Consider the following 18297-nt stretch of genomic DNA (forward strand, 5'->3'; position numbering starts at 1 on the left):
ATGGACACGCATAATCGTTAACGACCATTGCGAGCGAGCTCGCTCCTACAGGAAGAGTAGGCATTATCCGGCAAGGCGGGAGGGGGGGCCAGACATGAAAATCCCACAGCCGCGCCAGGCACGACTGTGGGATCGATTTGCCGCAGGCCTTACTTGATGCGCTGACCCGGCTTGGCGCCGCTGTCAGGGCTGAGCAGGTAGATTTCTTCCCCGCCAGGACCGGCTGCCATCACCATGCCTTCGGAGATGCCGAACTTCATTTTCCGTGGCTTGAGGTTGGCGATCATCATGGTCAGGCGGCCATCGAGCTTGGACGGGTCCGGGTAAGCGCTCTTGATCCCGGAGAACACGTTGCGTTGCTCGTCACCGATATCGAGGGTCAGGCGCAACAGCTTGTCGGCGCCTTCCACGTGTTCGGCCTTGACGATCAGCGCGACGCGCAAATCGACCGCGGCGAAGGTGTCGAACTCGATTTCCGGCGACAGCGGATCCTTGGCCAGTTCGCCATTGCCGGCAGGTACGGCTTCGCCGGTGTCGGTCTGGCTGGCGGTCAGGTCTTCTTTCGAGGCGTCGGTCATGGCTTGTACCTTGACCGGGTCGATTCGGGTCATCAGCGGCTTGAACTCGTTCAACTGATGGTTGGCGAGCAAGGTCGCGTGGTCGTTCCAGGTCAGCGGTGCGACGTTGAGGAACGCCTCGGCGTCGGCGGCCAGCAGCGGCAGCACAGGCTTGAGGAAGATCACCAACTGGCGGAACAGGTTGACGCCGGTGGCGCAGATGGCCTGGACTTCATCCTGTTTGCCTTCCTGTTTGTTCAACGACCACGGGGCCTTGTCGGCGATCCAGGCGTTGGCGCGGTCGGCCAGGCCCATGATCTCGCGCATGGCGCGGGCGAAGTCGCGGGCTTCATAGGCGTCGGCAATGCCTGGCGCGGCGGCCAGGAAGGCTTCGGTCAGCTCAGGCGCGGCGTTGGTGTCGACCATCACGCCGGCATTGCCCTTGTGAATGAACCCGGCGCAACGGCTGGCGATGTTGACGACCTTGCCCACCAGGTCGGAGTTGACCTTCTGCACGAAGTCTTCGAGGTTCAGGTCGAGGTCATCGACGCCACGGCCCAACTTGGAGGCGTAGTAGTAGCGCAGGTATTCCGGAGACAGGTGATCCAGGTAAGTGCGGGCCTTGATGAACGTGCCGCGGGACTTGGACATTTTCTGGCCGTTGACGGTCAGGTAGCCGTGCACGTTGATTCCGGTCGGCTTGCGGTAGCCAGCGCCTTCGAGCATGGCTGGCCAGAACAGGGCGTGGAAATTGACGATGTCCTTGCCGATGAAGTGGTACAGCTCGGCCGTGGAATCCTTGCCCCAGAACGCGTCGAAGTCCAGCTCCGGCGTGCGGTTGCACAGGTTCTTGAAGCTCGCCATGTAGCCGATCGGCGCATCCAGCCACACGTAGAAGTACTTGCCCGGCTCGTCGGGAATCTCGAAGCCGAAATACGGCGCATCGCGGGAGATGTCCCACTGTTGCAGGCCGGCGTCCAGCCATTCGGCGATCTTGTTGGCGACGGCATCCTGCAGGGTGCCGCTGCGGGTCCAGGTTTGCAGCATTGCCTGGAAGTCCGGCAGTTTGAAGAAGAAGTGCTGGGAATCCTTGAGCACCGGGGTGGCACCGGAGATCGCCGACTTCGGATCTTTCAGGTCAGTTGGCGCGTAGGTCGCGCCGCATTTTTCGCAGTTATCGCCGTACTGGTCTTCGGTGCCGCATTTCGGGCAGGTGCCCTTGATGAAGCGGTCGGCCAGGAACATTTTCTTTTCCGGGTCGAAATATTGGGTGATCGAGCGCGTGGCAATGTGCCCGGCGTCACGCAGCTTCAGGTAGATCTGGCTCGACAGCTCACGGTTTTCTTCGGCGTGAGTGGAGTGGAAGTTGTCGAAGTCCACCAGGAACTCGGCAAAGTCGGCGCTGTGTTCAGCCTGGACGTTGGCGATCAGTTGTTCCGGGGTGATGCCTTCTTTTTCCGCGCGCAGCATGATCGCCGAACCGTGGGCGTCGTCGGCGCAGACATAGATGCATTGATTGCCGCGGTGCTTCTGGAAGCGCACCCACATATCGGTCTGGATATATTCCAGCATATGGCCGAGGTGAATCGAACCATTGGCATAGGGCAGGGCGCTGGTGACGAGGATCTTGCGTGGCTCGGACATGGGGCTCGGCTACTTGATGAAACGGAGGTCGGCCACTATAAAGCGCCGGCGCATATTTTTCACCCCCGCGACCCGTACCCACGGTCCCCGTAGCAGCTGGCGAAGCCTGCGTTCGGCTGCGCAGCAGTCGTAAAACCAGGCGCCACGGTGTTTCAGGTAATCCGGGTTGTCCGGGTTGGCGACTGCTGCGCAGCCGAACGCAGGCTTCGCCAGCTGCTACGGGGCGTCTCGCCACAGGACATTTGTGACATTCTGAAAGCATGCCGCCCAGGCTTTAGAACAGGTACGATACCCGCTATCTTTTCCAGTCCTGTTTTCGGAGTTGCCCATGAGCGCCGTCAATCGCGCAGCGGTGGAAGCCGTCCTTCGCCAATACACCGACCCTTACCTGAACCAGGACCCGGTCAGCGCCGGGTGCGTGCGCAACATCGACATCCAGGGTGACCGCGTCAGCGTTCAGCTTGAACTGGGTTATGCCGCCGGTCTGTTCAAGAGTGGCTGGGCGCAGATGCTGGAAATGGCCATTCAGGGGTTGGATGGTGTGGCAAGTGCCCGTGTCGAGATCACCAGTGTGATCGCCGCACACAAGGCCCAGGCACAGATTCCGGGGCTGGCCAATGTCAAGAACGTGGTGGCCGTGGCGTCCGGCAAGGGCGGCGTGGGCAAATCCACCACGGCGGCCAACCTGGCCCTGGCCCTGGCCCGCGAAGGCGCCAAGGTCGGGATTCTTGATGCGGATATCTATGGCCCGAGCCAGGGCATCATGTTCGGCATCCCGGAGCGCACCCGTCCCGAGGTCAAGGATCAGAAATGGTTCGTTCCGCTCAAGTCCCATGGTGTCGAAGTGATGTCCATGGCGTTCCTCACCGATGACAACACGCCGATGGTCTGGCGTGGTCCGATGGTCTCCGGCGCCTTGCTGCAACTGGTGACCCAAACCGCGTGGGGCGACCTGGACTACCTGGTCATCGACATGCCGCCAGGCACCGGTGACATCCAGCTGACCCTGGCGCAGAAAGTGCCGGTGGCCGGTGCGGTCATCGTGACCACCCCGCAGGACCTGGCATTGCTGGACGCGCGCAAGGGCGTGGAAATGTTCCGCAAGGTCAACATTCCGGTGCTGGGCGTGGTGGAAAACATGGCCGTGCACATCTGCTCCAACTGCGGACATGCCGAGCATCTGTTCGGTGAGGGCGGTGGCGTGAAACTGGCCAACCAGTATGGCGTCGAACTGCTGGCCTCATTGCCACTGTCGATGGTCATCCGCGAACAGGCCGATGGCGGCAAGCCAACGGTGATCGCCGAGCCTGACAGCCAGATCGCCATGGTCTACCAGGAACTGGCCCGCCATGTCGGTGCGCGGATTGTGTTGCAGGAAGCTTTGACGCCGGCGATGCCGAACATCAGCATCAGCGACGATTGATACTCGTCAGATAAACGCAGGCCAAATGTGGGAGCGGGCTTGCTCGCGAAAGCGATGGATCAGTCAACTAATTGGTTGAATGACACACCGTTTTCGCGAGCAAGCCCGCTCCCACATTCACTTGGTGGTGACCTTAGAGGCGCAATCCGCCATCCATTTCCAGAATCCGACCGGTGTAGTAGTCGTTCTCGAAGATGTAAGCCGCCGAATGGGCGATCTCTTCCGGCTTGCCCATGCGCTTGAGCGGGATCCCGGAGGTCATCTTCTCCAGCGCTTCAGGCTTCATGCCCAGGGTCATTTCGGTTTCGATGAAACCCGGTGCAATGCCGGCGACACGAATGCCGTAGCGCGCCAGTTCCTTGGCCCAGGTCACGGTTGCCGCCGCGACACCGGCCTTGGCGGCGGAGTAGTTGGTCTGACCGACGTTGCCGGCGCGGGAAATCGACGAGATATTGATGATCGCGCCGGTGTTTTTCAGCTCGACCATTTTCGCCGCGACTTCACGGGTGCACAGGAACACGCCGGTCAGGTTGACGTCGATGACCGCCTGCCACTGGGCCAGGCTCATCTTGGTCATTTCGCCATCCTTGACCTTGAGCAGCAGGCCGTCACGCAGGATCCCGGCATTGTTGATAAGGCCATGGATCGCGCCGAAGTCTTCAGCGACCTGGGCAACCATGTGGGTCACTTGCTCTTCGTTGGCCACGTTGCACAGGTAGGCGCGGGCCTCTACGCCGTTGGCCTTGCATGCTGCTACGGCGTCGTCGAGTTTCTCCTGGTTCAGGTCGACCAGCGCGAGATTCGCGCCCTTGCTGGCGAGATACTCGGCCATGGAACGGCCTAAACCCTGGCAACCGCCAGTGATAATGATTACTTTGTCAGTGAGTTGCATTCGCATGCCCCCGGCAGCAGGTCAGAGTGGTTTCCTTGTAGAGGGCCTCTCGATCTGCGCCTGACGTGGTCCGGCTGCACATGAGAACTGCCCCGATGGCGTGCTGGAACTTTTACCAGCAGCTCGTCCGTTTTTATGACGGATTCTATTTAAGGAGTCATAAATTGAGCGTTGAAGCGGCTAAGCATGCACGAGAATTGCTTCTCAAGGAATACCGTGGGGTGCTCTCGACGCACTCCAAATCGATGCCCGGTTTTCCGTTCGGCTCCGTGGTTCCTTACTGCCTGGACGAGCTGGGCCGGCCGCTGATCCTGATCAGCCGCATCGCCCAGCACACGCATAATCTGCAAAAAGATCCGAAGTGCTCGCTCTTTGTCGGCGAGCGTGGCGCCGAAGACGTTCAAGCCGTTGGTCGGCTGACTTACCTGGCGCAAGCGCAGCAGCTCGAAGACGAGGCGGCCATCGAAGCCGCCTCCGAGCGTTACTACCGCTACTTCCCGGAGTCACAGGGTTATCACAAGGCCCACGATTTCGATTTCTGGGTGCTCAAGCCAGTACGCCACCGTTACATCGGCGGTTTTGGTGCGATTCACTGGGTCAACGACCTGACCCTGGCCAACCCGTTCGCCGGCAAGGCTGAAGTGAGCATGGTCGAGCACATGAACGCCGATCACGCCAAGGCCATCGCCCATTACGTCGATCTGGCCGGGCTGCCGAAAAACGTGCCGGCGCAAATGGCCGGTATCGATGCCGAAGGCATGCACCTGCGGATCGGTCAGAGCCTGTACTGGTTGCCGTTTCAAGCGCCTTGTAATACGCCGACACAAGTCCGGGAAGCCTTGGTTTCTCTGGCCCACGCCGATCATTGGCCGAAAAATGAAGTGGCCGATGCTTGAATTCACGAAACGGCGACGTCATCTAAGGTGAACTGGCAAGGCATTCTTGCGTTGAGGAACCATTTGATGCGCCCTTTTTTGTTGCTCTTTCTGCTGTTCCCGGTGTTGGAGCTGTTCGTATTCGTCAAGGTGGCAGGGTCTATCGGGTTTTTCCCGGCCCTGCTGCTGATCATTCTCGGCTCGATGTTCGGCGTGTTCGTGCTGCGCATCGCCGGCCTGGCCACGGCCCTGCGTGCCCGTGAAAGCCTGAGCCGCGGTGAACTGCCGGCCCAGACCATGCTCGAAGGCCTGATGCTGGCATTGGCCGGTGGCCTGCTGATTCTTCCGGGTTTCATCAGCGATGTGATCGGCCTGTTCATGCTGCTGCCGTTCAGTCGCCGCCTGCTGGCGGGTAAAATGCGCCAGCGCGCCGAAGAGCAGGCCATGCGTCAGCGAGCGTTCGCCGACGACCTGCAAGCACGTGGCGGTCCTGCCCCCCGCGAGCCGCTGGGTCGTGAACCGACCGTGATCGAAGGCGAGTTCGAACATCGCGATACCAAGTAAAACGTACATCCACACGGCACCTTCGGGTGCCGTGTTCGTTTGTGGGGCATCGACCTGAAAAATTTTTCATCGCCGCCCTTGTAATAAGCTTATGCGCCCTTATGTAACGGTCACCGCAAGGTTTCTGGCGAACACGCCAGACAGACTTCCGCGGTTCGCTTGACGAGCCGCAACCGGCGCCGCCGGACTTTGTTAAACCCGCCGGGACTACACCGGCCGATGAAAACCACAATTAGGAGAGATCGACAATGAAGCTTCGTCCTCTGCATGACCGCGTCGTCATCCGTCGCAGCGAAGAAGAAAAGAAAACCGCTGGCGGTATCGTCCTGCCAGGTTCGGCTGCTGAAAAAGCCAACAGCGGCGAAATCCTCGCTGTAGGCACCGGCCGCGTACTGGAAAACGGTGAAGTGCGTGCACTGTCCGTGAAAGTGGGCGACAAGGTTGTGTTCGGTCCTTACTCCGGCAGCAACACTGTGAAAGTCGACGGCGAAGACCTGCTGGTAATGAGCGAGAACGAAATCCTCGCTGTTATCGAAGGCTGATACCCCCGTTCATTTTCCGCTACTACAAAGTATTTAAGGAATATCGATCATGGCTGCTAAAGAAGTTCTGTTTGGCGATTCCGCCCGCAAGAAAATGCTCAAAGGCGTCAACGTCCTGGCTGACGCGGTAAAAGCGACCCTGGGCCCGAAAGGCCGTAACGTGATCATCGAGAAGAGCTTCGGCGCTCCGACCATCACCAAGGACGGCGTTTCCGTAGCCAAAGAAATCGAACTGGAAGACCGTTTCGAAAACATGGGCGCGCAGCTGGTCAAAGACGTTGCCTCCCGTGCCAACGATGACGCTGGTGACGGTACTACCACCGCTACCGTTCTGGCTCAGTCGATCGTCAACGAAGGCCTGAAAGCCGTCGCTGCCGGCATGAACCCGATGGACCTCAAGCGCGGCATCGACAAGGCGACCATCGCCATCGTCAAAGAGCTGAAAAACCTGTCCAAGCCATGCGCTGACACCAAGGCTATCGCTCAGGTTGGCACCATCTCGGCCAACTCCGACAACTCCATCGGCGACATCATTGCCGAAGCCATGGAAAAAGTCGGTAAAGAAGGCGTGATCACCGTTGAAGAAGGCTCGGGCCTGGAAAACGAACTGTCGGTTGTTGAAGGCATGCAGTTCGACCGTGGCTACCTGTCCCCGTACTTCGTCAACAAGCCAGAGACCATGGTCGCTGAGCTGGACGGCCCGCTGATCCTGCTGGTCGACAAAAAAATCTCGAACATCCGCGAAATGCTGCCAGTGCTGGAAGCCGTTGCCAAAGCCGGCCGTCCGCTGCTGATCGTGGCCGAAGACGTTGAAGGCGAAGCCCTGGCGACTCTGGTTGTGAACAACATGCGTGGCATCGTTAAAGTCGCAGCCGTCAAGGCTCCAGGCTTCGGCGATCGTCGCAAGGCCATGCTGCAGGACATCGCCGTTCTGACCGGCGGTACCGTTATCTCCGAAGAGATCGGCCTGAGCCTGGAAAGCGCAACCCTGGAAAACCTGGGCAGCGCCAAGCGCGTGACCCTGTCCAAGGAAAACACCATCATCGTTGACGGTGCTGGCGTACACGGCGACATCGAAGCACGCATCACTCAGATCCGTGCTCAGGTTGCCGAAACTTCCTCGGACTACGACCGTGAAAAACTGCAAGAGCGTCTGGCCAAGCTGTCCGGCGGCGTTGCAGTGATCAAGGTTGGCGCTGGTTCCGAAGTAGAAATGAAAGAGAAGAAAGCCCGCGTTGAAGACGCCCTGCACGCTACCCGTGCTGCCGTTGAAGAAGGCGTGGTACCTGGCGGTGGCGTTGCGCTGATCCGCGCTCTGCAAACCCTGAACGATCTGAAAGGCGACAACGCTGATCAGGACGTAGGTATCGCTGTTCTGCGCCGTGCTGTTGAAGCACCGCTGCGTCAGATCGCTGCCAACAGCGGTGACGAGCCAAGCGTTGTGGTCAACGAAGTCAAGAACGGTAAAGGTAACTTCGGTTACAACGCTGCGACTGGCGAATACGGCGACATGATCGAAATGGGTATCCTGGATCCGACCAAGGTCACCCGTTCCGCGCTGCAAGCTGCATCGTCGATCGGCGGTCTGATCCTGACCACCGAAGCCGCTGTTGCTGATGCACCGAAGAAAGACGGCGGTGCTGGCGGCGGTATGCCAGACATGGGCGGTATGGGCGGCATGGGCGGCATGATGTAAGCCAGCCTTACCCCTGTACGAAAAAACCCCGCCTGCGAAAGCAGGCGGGGTTTTTTATTGCCCGGAATTCAATGTTTACATCGATCCATTGTGGGAGCGGGCTTGCTCGTGAAAACGGGGTGTCAGTCACCCATTAAGTTGTCTGAACCACCGCCTTCGCGAGCAAGCCCGCTCCCACAGGGAGTTGCGTAAATCCTGCTCGCGATGGCGTCAGGTCAGGCGCTGACTGGTTCTGCATTTACCTTGCGATCAGCCTTCAACGCCGGTCGATACAGAACGTAGTAATACGACCCCAAACAAATCAGCCAGCAGAACACCGCGGTCCACACGTTGTGCGAAAAGAAGTGCGCGCCTTGCATCATCCGCCCGATGGAGAACACCGAGCCGAGGGCGAAGGCGAAGACAAACGCTGCACGAGCCATACGCGGGCGACGGTCGCGCAATACGAAAAACAGGGCAAACAGGGTGAAGCCTGTGGCCGCATGACCGCCGGGCCAGCAACGTCCCGGTTTATCAGTATGCGGGCGAGGGCTCAACAGTTCGCTGTACGTCTCATGACCGCCAAATTGTTCAAGGCTCCATGGGCATTGCACCGCAGTCACCGCTTTCATCGGCGTGACAAAGGAAGTCGCCAGGCCGAGGGACAGCACCAGGCAGCCCAGTTCGCGCTTGAGCGGTTTGAGCCTGGCCATGAAGAACGAAGCGATGTAGCCGAAGATGGCGAACACCGAAAATGCAATGACGACCTGCTTGGCGCGGGTATGCAGGATGTTTTCCAGGAAGTAACTGTGCCGTCCGATGAAATCACCCGCGACCGGGTCGTAGAACAGCTTGGCAAGGTCCATGTCCAGTGAGGTCAGTTCGAGCAACACCAGAATGATCGCCGCAACGGCGGGAACCCCCAGGCACACCCAGAAGTTGAGCGGGCGAGGGGCAGGGCGGACAGCAGTTGATGACATGGTGGATCCTGAACAAAGGAAAAAGCCCCGGGGCATCAGCCCGGGGCGATTCGGTTAACGTTCGCCGACTTGACCGGCACCCTCCTTGGGCGCCTTCCAGCCAAGCAGCTGTTGCTTGAAGCCATAACTGGCGGTTTGGTAATAGGTGATGGCGCGGGTGATCAGCGGGTCGTCGGCGGTCGACCGGGACTCGCGACTTTCGGTCAGCGCTTCATCGTGACGACGCAATCCCTGGCGTGGGCTCAAAATCGCCAGGTCCTTGCCGTCGAACAACCCCAGGTGCTGGTAGTTGCCGACCACTACGCGTGGCGGCAGCGGGTTGTCCTGCAACAGGTTACGGCCAAAGAACGTCGATTCATAATCGAGATTGAGCAACCCGAGCAAAGTGGGCGCGAGGTCGATCTGACTGGCCAGCTGCGCCGTTTCCCGTGCTTCGATCAGCTTCGGTGCATAGATGAACAGCGGAATCTGATAGTTGGCGATGGGCAAGTCTTCCTTACCGGCGCTGCCTGCGGTGTGGTCGGCGACAAAAATGAAGATTGTATTGTCAAACCAGGGTTTTTGGCGCGCCAGATCGAGAAAATGACCGATGGCGTAGTCGGTGTATTTCACCGCGCCGTCACGGCCGTTGCCGGACTTGATGTCGATCCGGTTGTCCGGATAGGTGTAGGGGCGGTGGTTGGACGTCGTCATCAGCTGCAGCAGGAATGGTTGCTGCTTGGCATAGTCGGTATCCGCCAGTTTCAGTGTCTGATTGTAGAGATCCTCGTCAGCCATGCCCCAGGCATTCTTGAAGTGAATCTCCGACTCATCAACGCTGCTCTGGTCCACGACGCGGTAACCGTTGCCGCTGAAGAACGCGTTCATGTTGTCGAAGTAACCGCGACCGCCGTAAACAAATACGCTGTCGTAGCCCACGGCGTTAAGTTGCTGGCCAAGGCTGGCAAAGCCGCTTTCGCGACCCACACGCTTGACGATCGAGCGACCGGGCGTCGGCGGAATCGCCAGGGCGATGGCTTCCAGGCCGCGATCGGTGCGGGTGCCGGTGGCGTAGAAGTTATTGAAATACAGGCTCTGCTTGCGCAAGGCATCAAGGTTGGGCGTCAAGTTGCGGGTGTCGCCGTTGCTGCCCATGTACTTGGCGCTGAAACTTTCAATGGTGACCAGCACGATGTTGGGCTTGCGCAGCGTGCCCGGGTTATCGATTTGCCGACGGATGTCCTGCGGGTCCTGGCCAACGAAGCGGGCATTGGGTTCGGCCAGTTCGGTGCGAATCTGCTGGGCAACGACTTTCGCCGGCAGCGTTTTGTAGAACTGCGGGTAGTCCAGTTCGTTGTTACGGAACGCGGCGAAGAACTGGTAGGGACCATTGCTCGCCAGTTCGTTCTGATAGGCGTTGCCGCCCTGGGCGCGCGGGGCATCCTGGCTGAGCAACTGCATGCTCAGGCCGGCGACGATCAACAAACCGAGTGCATTGAGCAGGCGGCCACGCAGCGGCGGCAACGGCGCATCAAGTGCAGCGTTGAAGGGTTTGCGCAATACCAGACTCAGGATTACGGCCAGCACGGCGAGGATGCTCAGCAGCGTGCCGATCGGGTATGACTCCAGCAGGTTGTTCAGTACTTCGTCGGAATACACCAGGTAGTCGACGGCGATGAAGTTGAAGCGAACGCCGAATTCATCCCAGAACAGCCATTCGGCCACCGAGGTGAACAGCATCGCGAACAGACTGACGGTCAGCAGACCTTGAAGAAACCAGCGGTGCCCACGACTGCGCCACAAGGCCGGCGGGCACAACAACAGGTAGAGACCCATGGGCAGCGCTGCGTAAGCGATAAAACCCAGGTCGTAAAGCAGGCCGATACCGAAAACCGACAGGAAGCCGCTTCCTGCCTCATCCAGATGCGTGAGGAGCAGGACTGTTCGAGTCAGAAAAAATATCGCCAGCCAGGTGCCGGTGACCAGCAGCAAATAGCGCATGGGGCCCGTCTTCAAATGGTCCATTTTCTATATTCCTTATTATCAATCGCGCGACAGTCTTCACTGCCCACTGTAGGTAGCGTGTGAATCGATAGTGAAAAACTTGTCAATCATACCTTTTGGTTGAGCGAATTGATCCATGTACTGCCTTCCCCTAGCCGTGAGCCACACTTGGCCTTAAGCTGCGCGGGCCATGATGGCCGTTACTGTGGACGGAGAGATACCCATGCGAATTCTATTGGTTGAAGACAACCGCGATATCCTGGCCAACCTGGCCGATTACCTGGGGCTCAAAGGCTATACCGTGGATTGCGCGCAGGATGGTCTGTCTGGCCTGCATCTGGCGGCCACCGAGCACTACGATTTGATCGTACTCGACATCATGCTGCCCGGCATCGATGGCTACACCCTGTGCAAACGCCTGCGCGAGGATGCCCGCCGCGAAACGCCGGTGATCATGCTCACGGCCCGCGATCAACTGGATGACCGTCTGCAAGGCTTCAAGTCCGGTGCCGACGACTACCTGATCAAACCGTTCGCCCTGTCTGAACTGGCGGCGCGTATCGAAGCGGTCATGCGCCGAACCCAGGGCGGTGGGCGGCGGACCTTGCAGGTCGGTGACCTGAGCTATGACCTCGACACCCTGGAAGTCACTCGCGAAGGCCGGTTGCTGAAACTCAACCCGGTCGGCCTGAAGTTGCTGGCCGTATTGATGCAGAAAAGCCCTCATGTGCTGCGCCGTGAAATTCTCGAAGAGGCCCTGTGGGGCGATGACTGTCCGGACAGCGACAGCCTGCGCAGCCATGTCCACCAACTGCGCCAGGTGATCGACAAGCCGTTCGCCAAGCCATTGCTGCAAACCGTACACGGTGTGGGGTATCGCTTGGCCGAGGGCCGTGATGGAGTTTAAGCAGAGCCTTGCTCAACGAATCATCATTGCCTTTGCGCTGATGAGCGCACTGGTGGCGGGTACCTTTGCCATGGGCATCGTGGCGACCGTGCACCTGGTGGAAGAAAAACTGATTTCGGCGGGCCTGGGCGGCGATTTACAGCGCCTGTTGCTGATGGACAATGTCGCGAACTGGAGCCATCGCCCCGAACCGGACCAATTGTTCTACTTCAGCAGCGGGCCAGGTGATTTCAGGTTGCCCAAGGATTTGCGCCACCTGGAGCCGGGTTTCCACGAAGTGTTCCGTGAAAACCTGTCGTACCACGCCATGGTCGAAATCGTCGACGGCCGGCGTTACGTGTTGTTGCAGGACCAGAGCGATTTCGAAGAGCGTGAGCGGGTGCTGTTTGCCGTGGTACTGTCGGGTTTCGTACTGAGCCTGGCGCTGGCGGTGTTTCTCGGCCGGGTCCTGGCACGCAAGGTCATGGCGCCGGTGGTGCGGCTGGCCCGCCAGGTGCGCCATCGCGATCAACTGCTCGGCCTGGCCCCCCCTTTGGCCCCGGACTATGCCGCCGACGAAGTGGGCGAATTGGCCGTGGCCTTCGACGCCACCCTCGGGCGCTTGCGTCAGGCCTTGACCCGCGAGCGGTTGTTCACCAGCGACGTCAGCCACGAATTGCGTACCCCGCTGATGATATTGGCCAGTTCCTGCGAGTTGTTGCTGGAAAATCCCGGTATCGATCAGCGCGGTCGCGCCCAGGTCGAGCGCATCGCCCGGGCATGTGAAGAAATGCGTGAGCTGGTGCAAACCTTCCTGATGCTGGCCCGTGCCCAGCGCGAAGACGCCAGCATGTCGCCGCAGCAGTCCCTGGGCCAGGTGGCCGAGGGCCTGCTCGGTCTGTGGCGCGAGCCCATTGAAAGCAAAGGGCTGGAGCTGATCTTCGAGCCGGGCAAGCCTGAGGCCAAGGGCTACAATGCAACGCTGCTGCACGCGGTGATGGGTAACTTGCTGCGCAATGCCTTGCACTACACCGAACAGGGCTTCATCCGCCTGACCCTGACGGGCACGGGCTTTCTGGTCGAAGACAGTGGTGTGGGCATTCCCGAGGAAAAACGCGAGGCGATGTTCGAACCGTTCGTTCGGGGCAGCGAAAAACGCGGGGATGGGTTGGGCCTGGGGCTTTCACTGGTGCAGCGGATCTGTGAAAACCAGGGCTGGAGCGTCAGCCTGACAACCATGGAGCCTAATGGATGCCGTTTTCAGGTGGAGTTGTCTCAAACTTGATCAGTTGAGTCAGGTGTCCAGTAGACCCTGTCAACTCTGTAAAAGCCTGTAATACTTCATGGTTTCCTACAACGAAATTTTCACAAGTGGATCACCTGTCACCTACACCACGAAACCTAAGGTAGTTGCTATCCGAAGTTCAGGAGACCTGATGATGGACGGCCCGATCAAACTCGATTTTTCCGAAAAGTACGATGATCAACACGCGCAACGCTATTTGCGCAAGCATCAGGATGGTCTCGGCCGTCGATTGTCCCATCGGCGTGACGAACAACTGGCGCGCAAGGCTTTGTCCCTGGTTGGCGAACCTGGCTTGGTCCTCGACTTGCCGTGCGGCGCAGGGCGTTTCTGGCCCTTGCTGGCGGAAAAATCCAATCGTGTGATCATCGGCGCCGATAACTCGGAGTCCATGCTGAAAATCGCAACCCAGGCGCAGCCTGCCGACGTGGTGAAACGGGTACAACCCTTGCACACGTCTGCATTCGACATTGCCTTGCCGGACAACTCCGTCGACAGCATTTTTTGCATGCGCTTGCTCCACCACATCGGTGAAGCCGAGCATCGCATGGCTATTTTGCGCGAGTTCGAGCGTGTTTCCCGTGACAGTGTGATCCTGTCGCTATGGGTCGATGGCAATTTCAAGGCCTGGAAACGCAAGCGTTCGGAGAAAACCCGTGGGCAGGAAGGTTACCAAAACCGGTTTGTGTTACCGGCCGCTACCGTAGAAAAAGAATTTGAGCAGGCGGGTTTCCGAATCCAGGAACAACTGGACTTTTTGCCGTTCTATGCCATGTGGCGAGTTTACGTATTACGCAAGAGGTAACAGGATGGCAGTGCAGTGTGCAGCAGAAACGGAAGTCGCTTCCCAGGACCGCTTCGATTACTTTTGGAATCAGCGCGGTGAATGGGTAGAAGAACCCAACGTCCGTCGCGGAGGGGAAAGCGGCGTTCAACGAGTGATGGGCAGTGATGGTCAACTGCTCTACGTCAAGCGCCAGACCGGGCATATCCATCGTAGCTGGCAGCATCCGTTCGGTCGACCTACGGTACTGCGCGAGCGTGATGCGCTCATCGGTGTGAGCGAGCTTGGCGTACGGGTCCCGCAAATCGTTTTCTGCGGCGCACAGCGTGATCCTGTGCATAAATGGCGTGCCTTGCTGGCCACCAAGTCGCTGGATGGCTTTGAGGAAATCGAGCACTGGTACGCCGGTGGCGGTCGCGAGCGTCATGGTGAAGCCGTATACGACCGAGTGCTCAAGGACCTGGCTGAAAACCTGGCTCGCATGCACAAGGGCCGTTGGCAGCACAGCTGCATGTACATCAAACACGTATTTGTTCGCGTGACCGGTGAGGGCGAGTCGGCCAAGGTCGAAGTTGCCCTGATCGATCTGGAGAAATGCCGACAGCGCTTGAGCGCCAATCGCGCAGCTGCCCATGACATGAAGCAATTGCGTCGCCACTCGTCGTTCAGCGAGGCAGACTGGAAAAAACTCGTCTACTTTTATGAGACGGCGTTTGGCAGCGCTATCAAGGGTTTATAGCGATGAAACTCGAAATTGCACGAGGTTTATTTCTGGTAGGAGCCTTGGCAGTTGCATCAATCGCGATGGCAGCCTGGGAGCAACCACGTCCCCAGGTTCTCAGCTCGATAAGCGCAGAAGAACATTGTCCGTTGCCACGGGTTGTGAAGGCATCCGTGGCCACTCAACCCGATCATGATTTGTTGTTGTTCATGTTCGGACTTTCTCAGGGATTGAGGCCGCAAAATTGAACCGATTGAAGCCCAAATGAAAGGCCTCGCTGATGCGAGGCCTTTTTTTTTGCTCCTGACTTTCAAACATGCACGATTCAATGTGGGAGCGGGCTTGCTCGCGAAAGCGGTGGGTCAGGCAACATCCTTGTTGAATGATGCGCCGCTTTCGCGAGCAAGCCCGCTCCCACAGGTTTTTCTGCGTCAGGGTTTATCGGGTTTGGCCAGCACCGTGTAGACGCACGGCAACACAAACAGGGTGAACAACGTGCCGATCGACATGCCCGTCGCGATGACCGTGCCGATGTCGAACCGGCTGACCGCGCCAGCACCGGAGGCGATGATCAATGGCACCATGCCGAAGACCATCGCCGCGGTGGTCATCAAGACCGGGCGCAGCCGGATGGCCGCAGCTTCCTCTACGGCTTCGCGTGCCGTCAGGCCCTTGTCCTTGCGTAGCTGGTTGGCGAACTCGACGATCAGAATGCCGTGCTTGCTGATCAGCCCGATTAACGTCACCAGGCCGACCTGGGTGTAGATGTTCATGCTCGACCAACCCAGGAACAGCGGAATCAATGCGCCGCAGATAGACAGCGGCACGGTGACCAGAATCACCAGCGGGTCGCGGAAGCTTTCGAACTGGGCCGCCAGCACGAGGAAAATGACCGCCAGTGCCAGGGCAAAGGTGACCCACAGGGCACTGCCTTCCTGAACGTACTGCCTCGATGCGCCGGCGTAGTCGAAGGCAAAACCGGCGGGCGCTTCTTCCCGGGCGATCTGGCGCACGAGGTCGATGGCTTCCCCCATGCTCACCATCGGTACTCCGGACAGGATGGCCGAGTTCAGTTGCTGGAACTGGTTCAGCTGTCGCGGTCGAGCACGGTCGGTGACGGTGATCAGGGTCGACAACGCCAACAGTTCGCCCTTGGTGTTTTTCACGTAGTAATTGTTCAGCCAGTCCGGATTGTCGCGGAACGGCCGCTCGACCTGGGCAATGACCTTATAGCTGCGACCTTCAATGGTGAAACGGTTGATCTCGGCTTCACCCAGCAGGGTCGCCAGGGTTCCCCCCAGATCCTGCATGGAAACCCCCATCTGCGCAGCCTTGGCGCGGTCGATATCCACCACCACTTCCGGCTTGTCGAAGGCCAGGTCAACGTGGACAAACGCAAACTTGCCGGATTCATGCGCACGTTTTTTTACCCGTTCGACCACCTGCAGCAGCAATTCGTAATCGTTGGCGGAGTTGATGACGAACTGGAACGGCACGCCTTCGCCGGTGCCCGGCAGGGACGGCAGGTTGAAGCCGAAAATCTGCAACCCCGGGATGCTTCCCAGTTTGGCCTGCACCTCGGGCAGGATCGCCATTTGCGTACGGCTGCGTTCGTTCCATGGCTTGAGCAGGAAACCGCCGATACCCGATTGCACGCCGTTGAAACCGTTGATCTGGAACGACGAGTAGTACTCGGGAAACGCCTTGAAGATCGAGACGAACTCGTCGGTGTAGGTGTTCAGGTAGTCGAGGTTGGTCGGTTGCGGGGCGTTGGCTATCATGAAAATGATGCCCTGGTCCTCATCCGGCGCCAGTTCCGATTTGGTGAATTTGAGAAGGACCGGAATCAGGCACAGAACGATCACGGCGAACACCAGCACCACCGGCCGGGTGTTGAGGGTGCCGTGAAGCATGCTCTGGTAGCGGCGTTTGAGGCTTTCGAAAATCACGTCCAGGCGATGGGCCAGGCCACTGGGGTTCTCGTCGTGGCGCAGCAGAAACGCACACATCATCGGCGACAGGGTCAGGGCGACGATGCCGGAAATCACCACCGCGCCGGCCAGGGTCAGGGCGAACTCCTTGAACAGCGCCCCGGTCAGGCCGGTCAGGAAACCGATCGGTGCGTACACCGCCGCCAGGGTGATGGTCATCGAAACCACCGGCATGGCGATTTCCCGGGCGCCTTCAATGGCAGCGTCGAGCGGCGTCTTGCCTTCCTCGATGTGGCGATGAATGTTTTCCACCACCACGATGGCGTCGTCCACCACCAGGCCGATGGCCAATACCATCGCCAGCAGGGTGAGCAGGTTGATCGAGTACCCCATCATCTGCATGAAGAACATGACGCCGATCATCGACAGCGGGATGGTCACCACCGGGATCACCACCGAACGCAGGGCGCCGAGGAACAGGAACACCACCACGATCACGATCAGCACCGCTTCGAACAGGGTTTTCACCACTTCGTCGATCGAAGCCTGGATGAACAGGGTGGCGTCATAGGCGATTTCACCTTTTAGGTTCGGCGGCAGCTGGGCCTCCAGCTCCGGCATGATCTTGCGTACTTCCTTGATCACTTCCAGCGGGTTGGCACCGGGCGTCGCCTTGATGCCGATGTACACCGAAGGGGTGCCACCGAACGAACTGATGGTGTCGTAGTTCTCCGCACCCATTTCCACACGCGCCACATCGCGCAGCAATACACGGCTGTCGCCATCGACCTTGAGCGGAATCTCCCCGAAGGCTTCTGCGGACTTGAGTTCGGTATTGGCGTTGATGCTGGTGACCACGTATTCGCCTTTCACCTCGCCGGCGGCAGAGAGGAAGTTGTACTGGCGCACCGCGTTGGTCACATCGCTGGCACTCAGGCCGAAACCCGCGAGCTTCACCGGGTCCAGCCACAGGCGCATGGCAAAGACCTGGTTACCGAGGATCTCGGCTTCGGCCATGCCGGGCAAGGTCGCCAGTTTCGGCTGGATCACCCGTGACAGGTAATCGGTAATCTGCGGGTTGTTCATTTCCTTGCTGAAGTAACTGATGTACATCAGCACTGACGCATTGGCAGACTCTTTGCTCAATACCGGATCTTCAGCGTCCTGGGGCAGTTGGTTCTTGACTTCGTTGGCCTTGGCCAGCAGTTCGGTAAACAGACGGTCGCTATTGGAGCCGACGCGCGCGTAGATCGAGATCACCGAGAAATTCTGGCGACTGACCGACGTCATGTAATCGATGCCCTCGGCGCTGGCCAGGCTTTGCTGCATCGGTTGGGTGATATAGCCCTGGATGGTCTCGGCGTTGGCCCCGGGGTAGGCGGTGGTCACCGTGATCAGGGCGTTTTCCATTTGCGGGTACTGGCGCAGCGGGAGCTTGCCCCAGGCCTGGAAGCCCAGCAGCACAATCAGCAGGCTGACCACGCTTGCGAGAACCGGGCGGCGGATGAACGGGTCGGTAAAAGCCATGGGGATTCCT

General features: G+C 59.1%; 15 protein-coding genes. 10 read left to right on the plus strand and 5 right to left on the minus strand.

What is annotated here, in order from left to right:
* Positions 1-149: 149 nt before the first annotated feature.
* A complete protein-coding gene (gene metG / locus AC07XF_RS08030) occupies positions 150-2201 on the minus strand; it encodes a methionine--tRNA ligase (RefSeq protein WP_495026075.1) in 2052 nt (683 codons plus the stop codon).
* Between the two features lie 328 nt (positions 2202-2529).
* Between metG and apbC the strand changes: the two genes are divergently transcribed.
* Entirely contained in the window at positions 2530-3624 is a 1095-nt protein-coding gene (apbC, locus tag AC07XF_RS08035; protein WP_007985851.1) for an iron-sulfur cluster carrier protein ApbC, read from the plus strand.
* 133 nt (positions 3625-3757) lie between these two features.
* Here the strand turns inward: apbC and AC07XF_RS08040 are convergent, their stop codons facing one another.
* Positions 3758-4516 (minus strand): SDR family oxidoreductase, encoded by a 759-nt coding sequence (locus tag AC07XF_RS08040; RefSeq protein ID WP_495026076.1) that lies wholly within the window; start codon positions 4514-4516, stop codon positions 3758-3760.
* A 164-nt stretch (positions 4517-4680) separates the two neighbouring features.
* On the opposite strand from AC07XF_RS08040, the gene AC07XF_RS08045 reads away from it, so the two are divergent.
* The 4 genes from AC07XF_RS08045 to groL all read left to right on the plus strand — a co-directional run bounded on the left by AC07XF_RS08045 (position 4681) and on the right by groL (position 8193).
* A complete protein-coding gene (locus AC07XF_RS08045; RefSeq protein WP_007985849.1) occupies positions 4681-5412 on the plus strand; it encodes a HugZ family pyridoxamine 5'-phosphate oxidase in 732 nt (243 codons plus the stop codon).
* A 66-nt stretch (positions 5413-5478) separates the two neighbouring features.
* Positions 5479-5955 (plus strand): FxsA family protein, encoded by a 477-nt coding sequence (locus tag AC07XF_RS08050; RefSeq protein ID WP_108228577.1) that lies wholly within the window; start codon positions 5479-5481, stop codon positions 5953-5955.
* Positions 5956-6203: 248 nt separating this feature from the next.
* Positions 6204-6497 carry a co-chaperone GroES gene (locus AC07XF_RS08055; RefSeq protein WP_007985847.1) on the plus strand — a complete coding sequence of 98 codons (294 nt, stop codon included), beginning with the start codon at positions 6204-6206 and terminating at the stop codon, positions 6495-6497.
* A 49-nt stretch (positions 6498-6546) separates the two neighbouring features.
* A complete protein-coding gene (groL, locus tag AC07XF_RS08060) occupies positions 6547-8193 on the plus strand; it encodes a chaperonin GroEL (protein WP_007985845.1) in 1647 nt (548 codons plus the stop codon).
* A 215-nt stretch (positions 8194-8408) separates the two neighbouring features.
* Here the strand turns inward: groL and AC07XF_RS08065 are convergent, their stop codons facing one another.
* Complete coding sequence (locus AC07XF_RS08065; RefSeq protein WP_495026077.1) at positions 8409-9152, minus strand: phosphatase PAP2 family protein; 744 nt, start codon at positions 9150-9152, stop codon at positions 8409-8411.
* Positions 9153-9206: 54 nt separating this feature from the next.
* Positions 9207-11156, minus strand: coding sequence for an LTA synthase family protein (locus AC07XF_RS08070; RefSeq protein ID WP_495026078.1), 1950 nt, complete (start codon positions 11154-11156; stop codon positions 9207-9209).
* A gap of 202 nt (positions 11157-11358) precedes the next feature.
* Here AC07XF_RS08070 and colR point away from each other — a divergent pair, with 202 nt between their 5' ends.
* The 5 genes from colR (at position 11359) to AC07XF_RS08095 (ending at position 15077) form a co-directional block, all read left to right on the plus strand.
* Complete coding sequence (colR, locus tag AC07XF_RS08075) at positions 11359-12042, plus strand: two-component system response regulator ColR (RefSeq protein WP_007985839.1); 684 nt, start codon at positions 11359-11361, stop codon at positions 12040-12042.
* Positions 12032-13306, plus strand: a complete 1275-nt coding sequence (locus AC07XF_RS08080; protein WP_495026079.1) for a sensor histidine kinase — start codon at positions 12032-12034, stop codon at positions 13304-13306. The genes colR and AC07XF_RS08080 overlap by 11 nt, the downstream gene beginning before the upstream one ends.
* A gap of 154 nt (positions 13307-13460) precedes the next feature.
* Positions 13461-14129 (plus strand): class I SAM-dependent methyltransferase, encoded by a 669-nt coding sequence (locus AC07XF_RS08085; protein ID WP_495026149.1) that lies wholly within the window; start codon positions 13461-13463, stop codon positions 14127-14129.
* A gap of 4 nt (positions 14130-14133) precedes the next feature.
* Complete coding sequence (locus AC07XF_RS08090) at positions 14134-14847, plus strand: lipopolysaccharide kinase InaA family protein (protein ID WP_495026080.1); 714 nt, start codon at positions 14134-14136, stop codon at positions 14845-14847.
* Between the two features lie 2 nt (positions 14848-14849).
* Positions 14850-15077 (plus strand): hypothetical protein, encoded by a 228-nt coding sequence (locus tag AC07XF_RS08095; protein ID WP_495026081.1) that lies wholly within the window; start codon positions 14850-14852, stop codon positions 15075-15077.
* A 183-nt stretch (positions 15078-15260) separates the two neighbouring features.
* Here AC07XF_RS08095 and AC07XF_RS08100 read toward each other — a convergent pair whose 3' ends face one another.
* Entirely contained in the window at positions 15261-18287 is a 3027-nt protein-coding gene (locus AC07XF_RS08100; RefSeq protein ID WP_495026082.1) for a multidrug efflux RND transporter permease subunit, read from the minus strand.
* Positions 18288-18297: the final 10 nt, after the last annotated feature.

The organism is Pseudomonas sp. GW821-FHT01C01 (genome assembly GCF_059422645.1).

What these genes read in the sequence shown, in the direction of transcription:
- apbC (WP_007985851.1), top strand. Translation starts at nt 2,530, where the DNA reads ATGAGCGCCGTCAATCGCGCAGCGGTGGAAGCCGTCCTTCGCCAATAC.
- groL (WP_007985845.1), top strand. Translation starts at nt 6,547, where the DNA reads ATGGCTGCTAAAGAAGTTCTGTTTGGCGATTCCGCCCGCAAGAAAATG.
- AC07XF_RS08090 (WP_495026080.1), top strand. Translation starts at nt 14,134, where the DNA reads ATGGCAGTGCAGTGTGCAGCAGAAACGGAAGTCGCTTCCCAGGACCGC.
- AC07XF_RS08070 (WP_495026078.1), bottom strand. Translation starts at nt 11,156, where the DNA reads ATGGACCATTTGAAGACGGGCCCCATGCGCTATTTGCTGCTGGTCACC.
- AC07XF_RS08095 (WP_495026081.1), top strand. Translation starts at nt 14,850, where the DNA reads ATGAAACTCGAAATTGCACGAGGTTTATTTCTGGTAGGAGCCTTGGCA.
- AC07XF_RS08055 (WP_007985847.1), top strand. Translation starts at nt 6,204, where the DNA reads ATGAAGCTTCGTCCTCTGCATGACCGCGTCGTCATCCGTCGCAGCGAA.
- AC07XF_RS08100 (WP_495026082.1), bottom strand. Translation starts at nt 18,287, where the DNA reads ATGGCTTTTACCGACCCGTTCATCCGCCGCCCGGTTCTCGCAAGCGTG.
- colR (WP_007985839.1), top strand. Translation starts at nt 11,359, where the DNA reads ATGCGAATTCTATTGGTTGAAGACAACCGCGATATCCTGGCCAACCTG.
- AC07XF_RS08080 (WP_495026079.1), top strand. Translation starts at nt 12,032, where the DNA reads ATGGAGTTTAAGCAGAGCCTTGCTCAACGAATCATCATTGCCTTTGCG.
- AC07XF_RS08040 (WP_495026076.1), bottom strand. Translation starts at nt 4,516, where the DNA reads ATGCAACTCACTGACAAAGTAATCATTATCACTGGCGGTTGCCAGGGT.
- AC07XF_RS08085 (WP_495026149.1), top strand. Translation starts at nt 13,461, where the DNA reads ATGGACGGCCCGATCAAACTCGATTTTTCCGAAAAGTACGATGATCAA.
- AC07XF_RS08065 (WP_495026077.1), bottom strand. Translation starts at nt 9,152, where the DNA reads ATGTCATCAACTGCTGTCCGCCCTGCCCCTCGCCCGCTCAACTTCTGG.
- AC07XF_RS08050 (WP_108228577.1), top strand. Translation starts at nt 5,479, where the DNA reads ATGCGCCCTTTTTTGTTGCTCTTTCTGCTGTTCCCGGTGTTGGAGCTG.
- metG (WP_495026075.1), bottom strand. Translation starts at nt 2,201, where the DNA reads ATGTCCGAGCCACGCAAGATCCTCGTCACCAGCGCCCTGCCCTATGCC.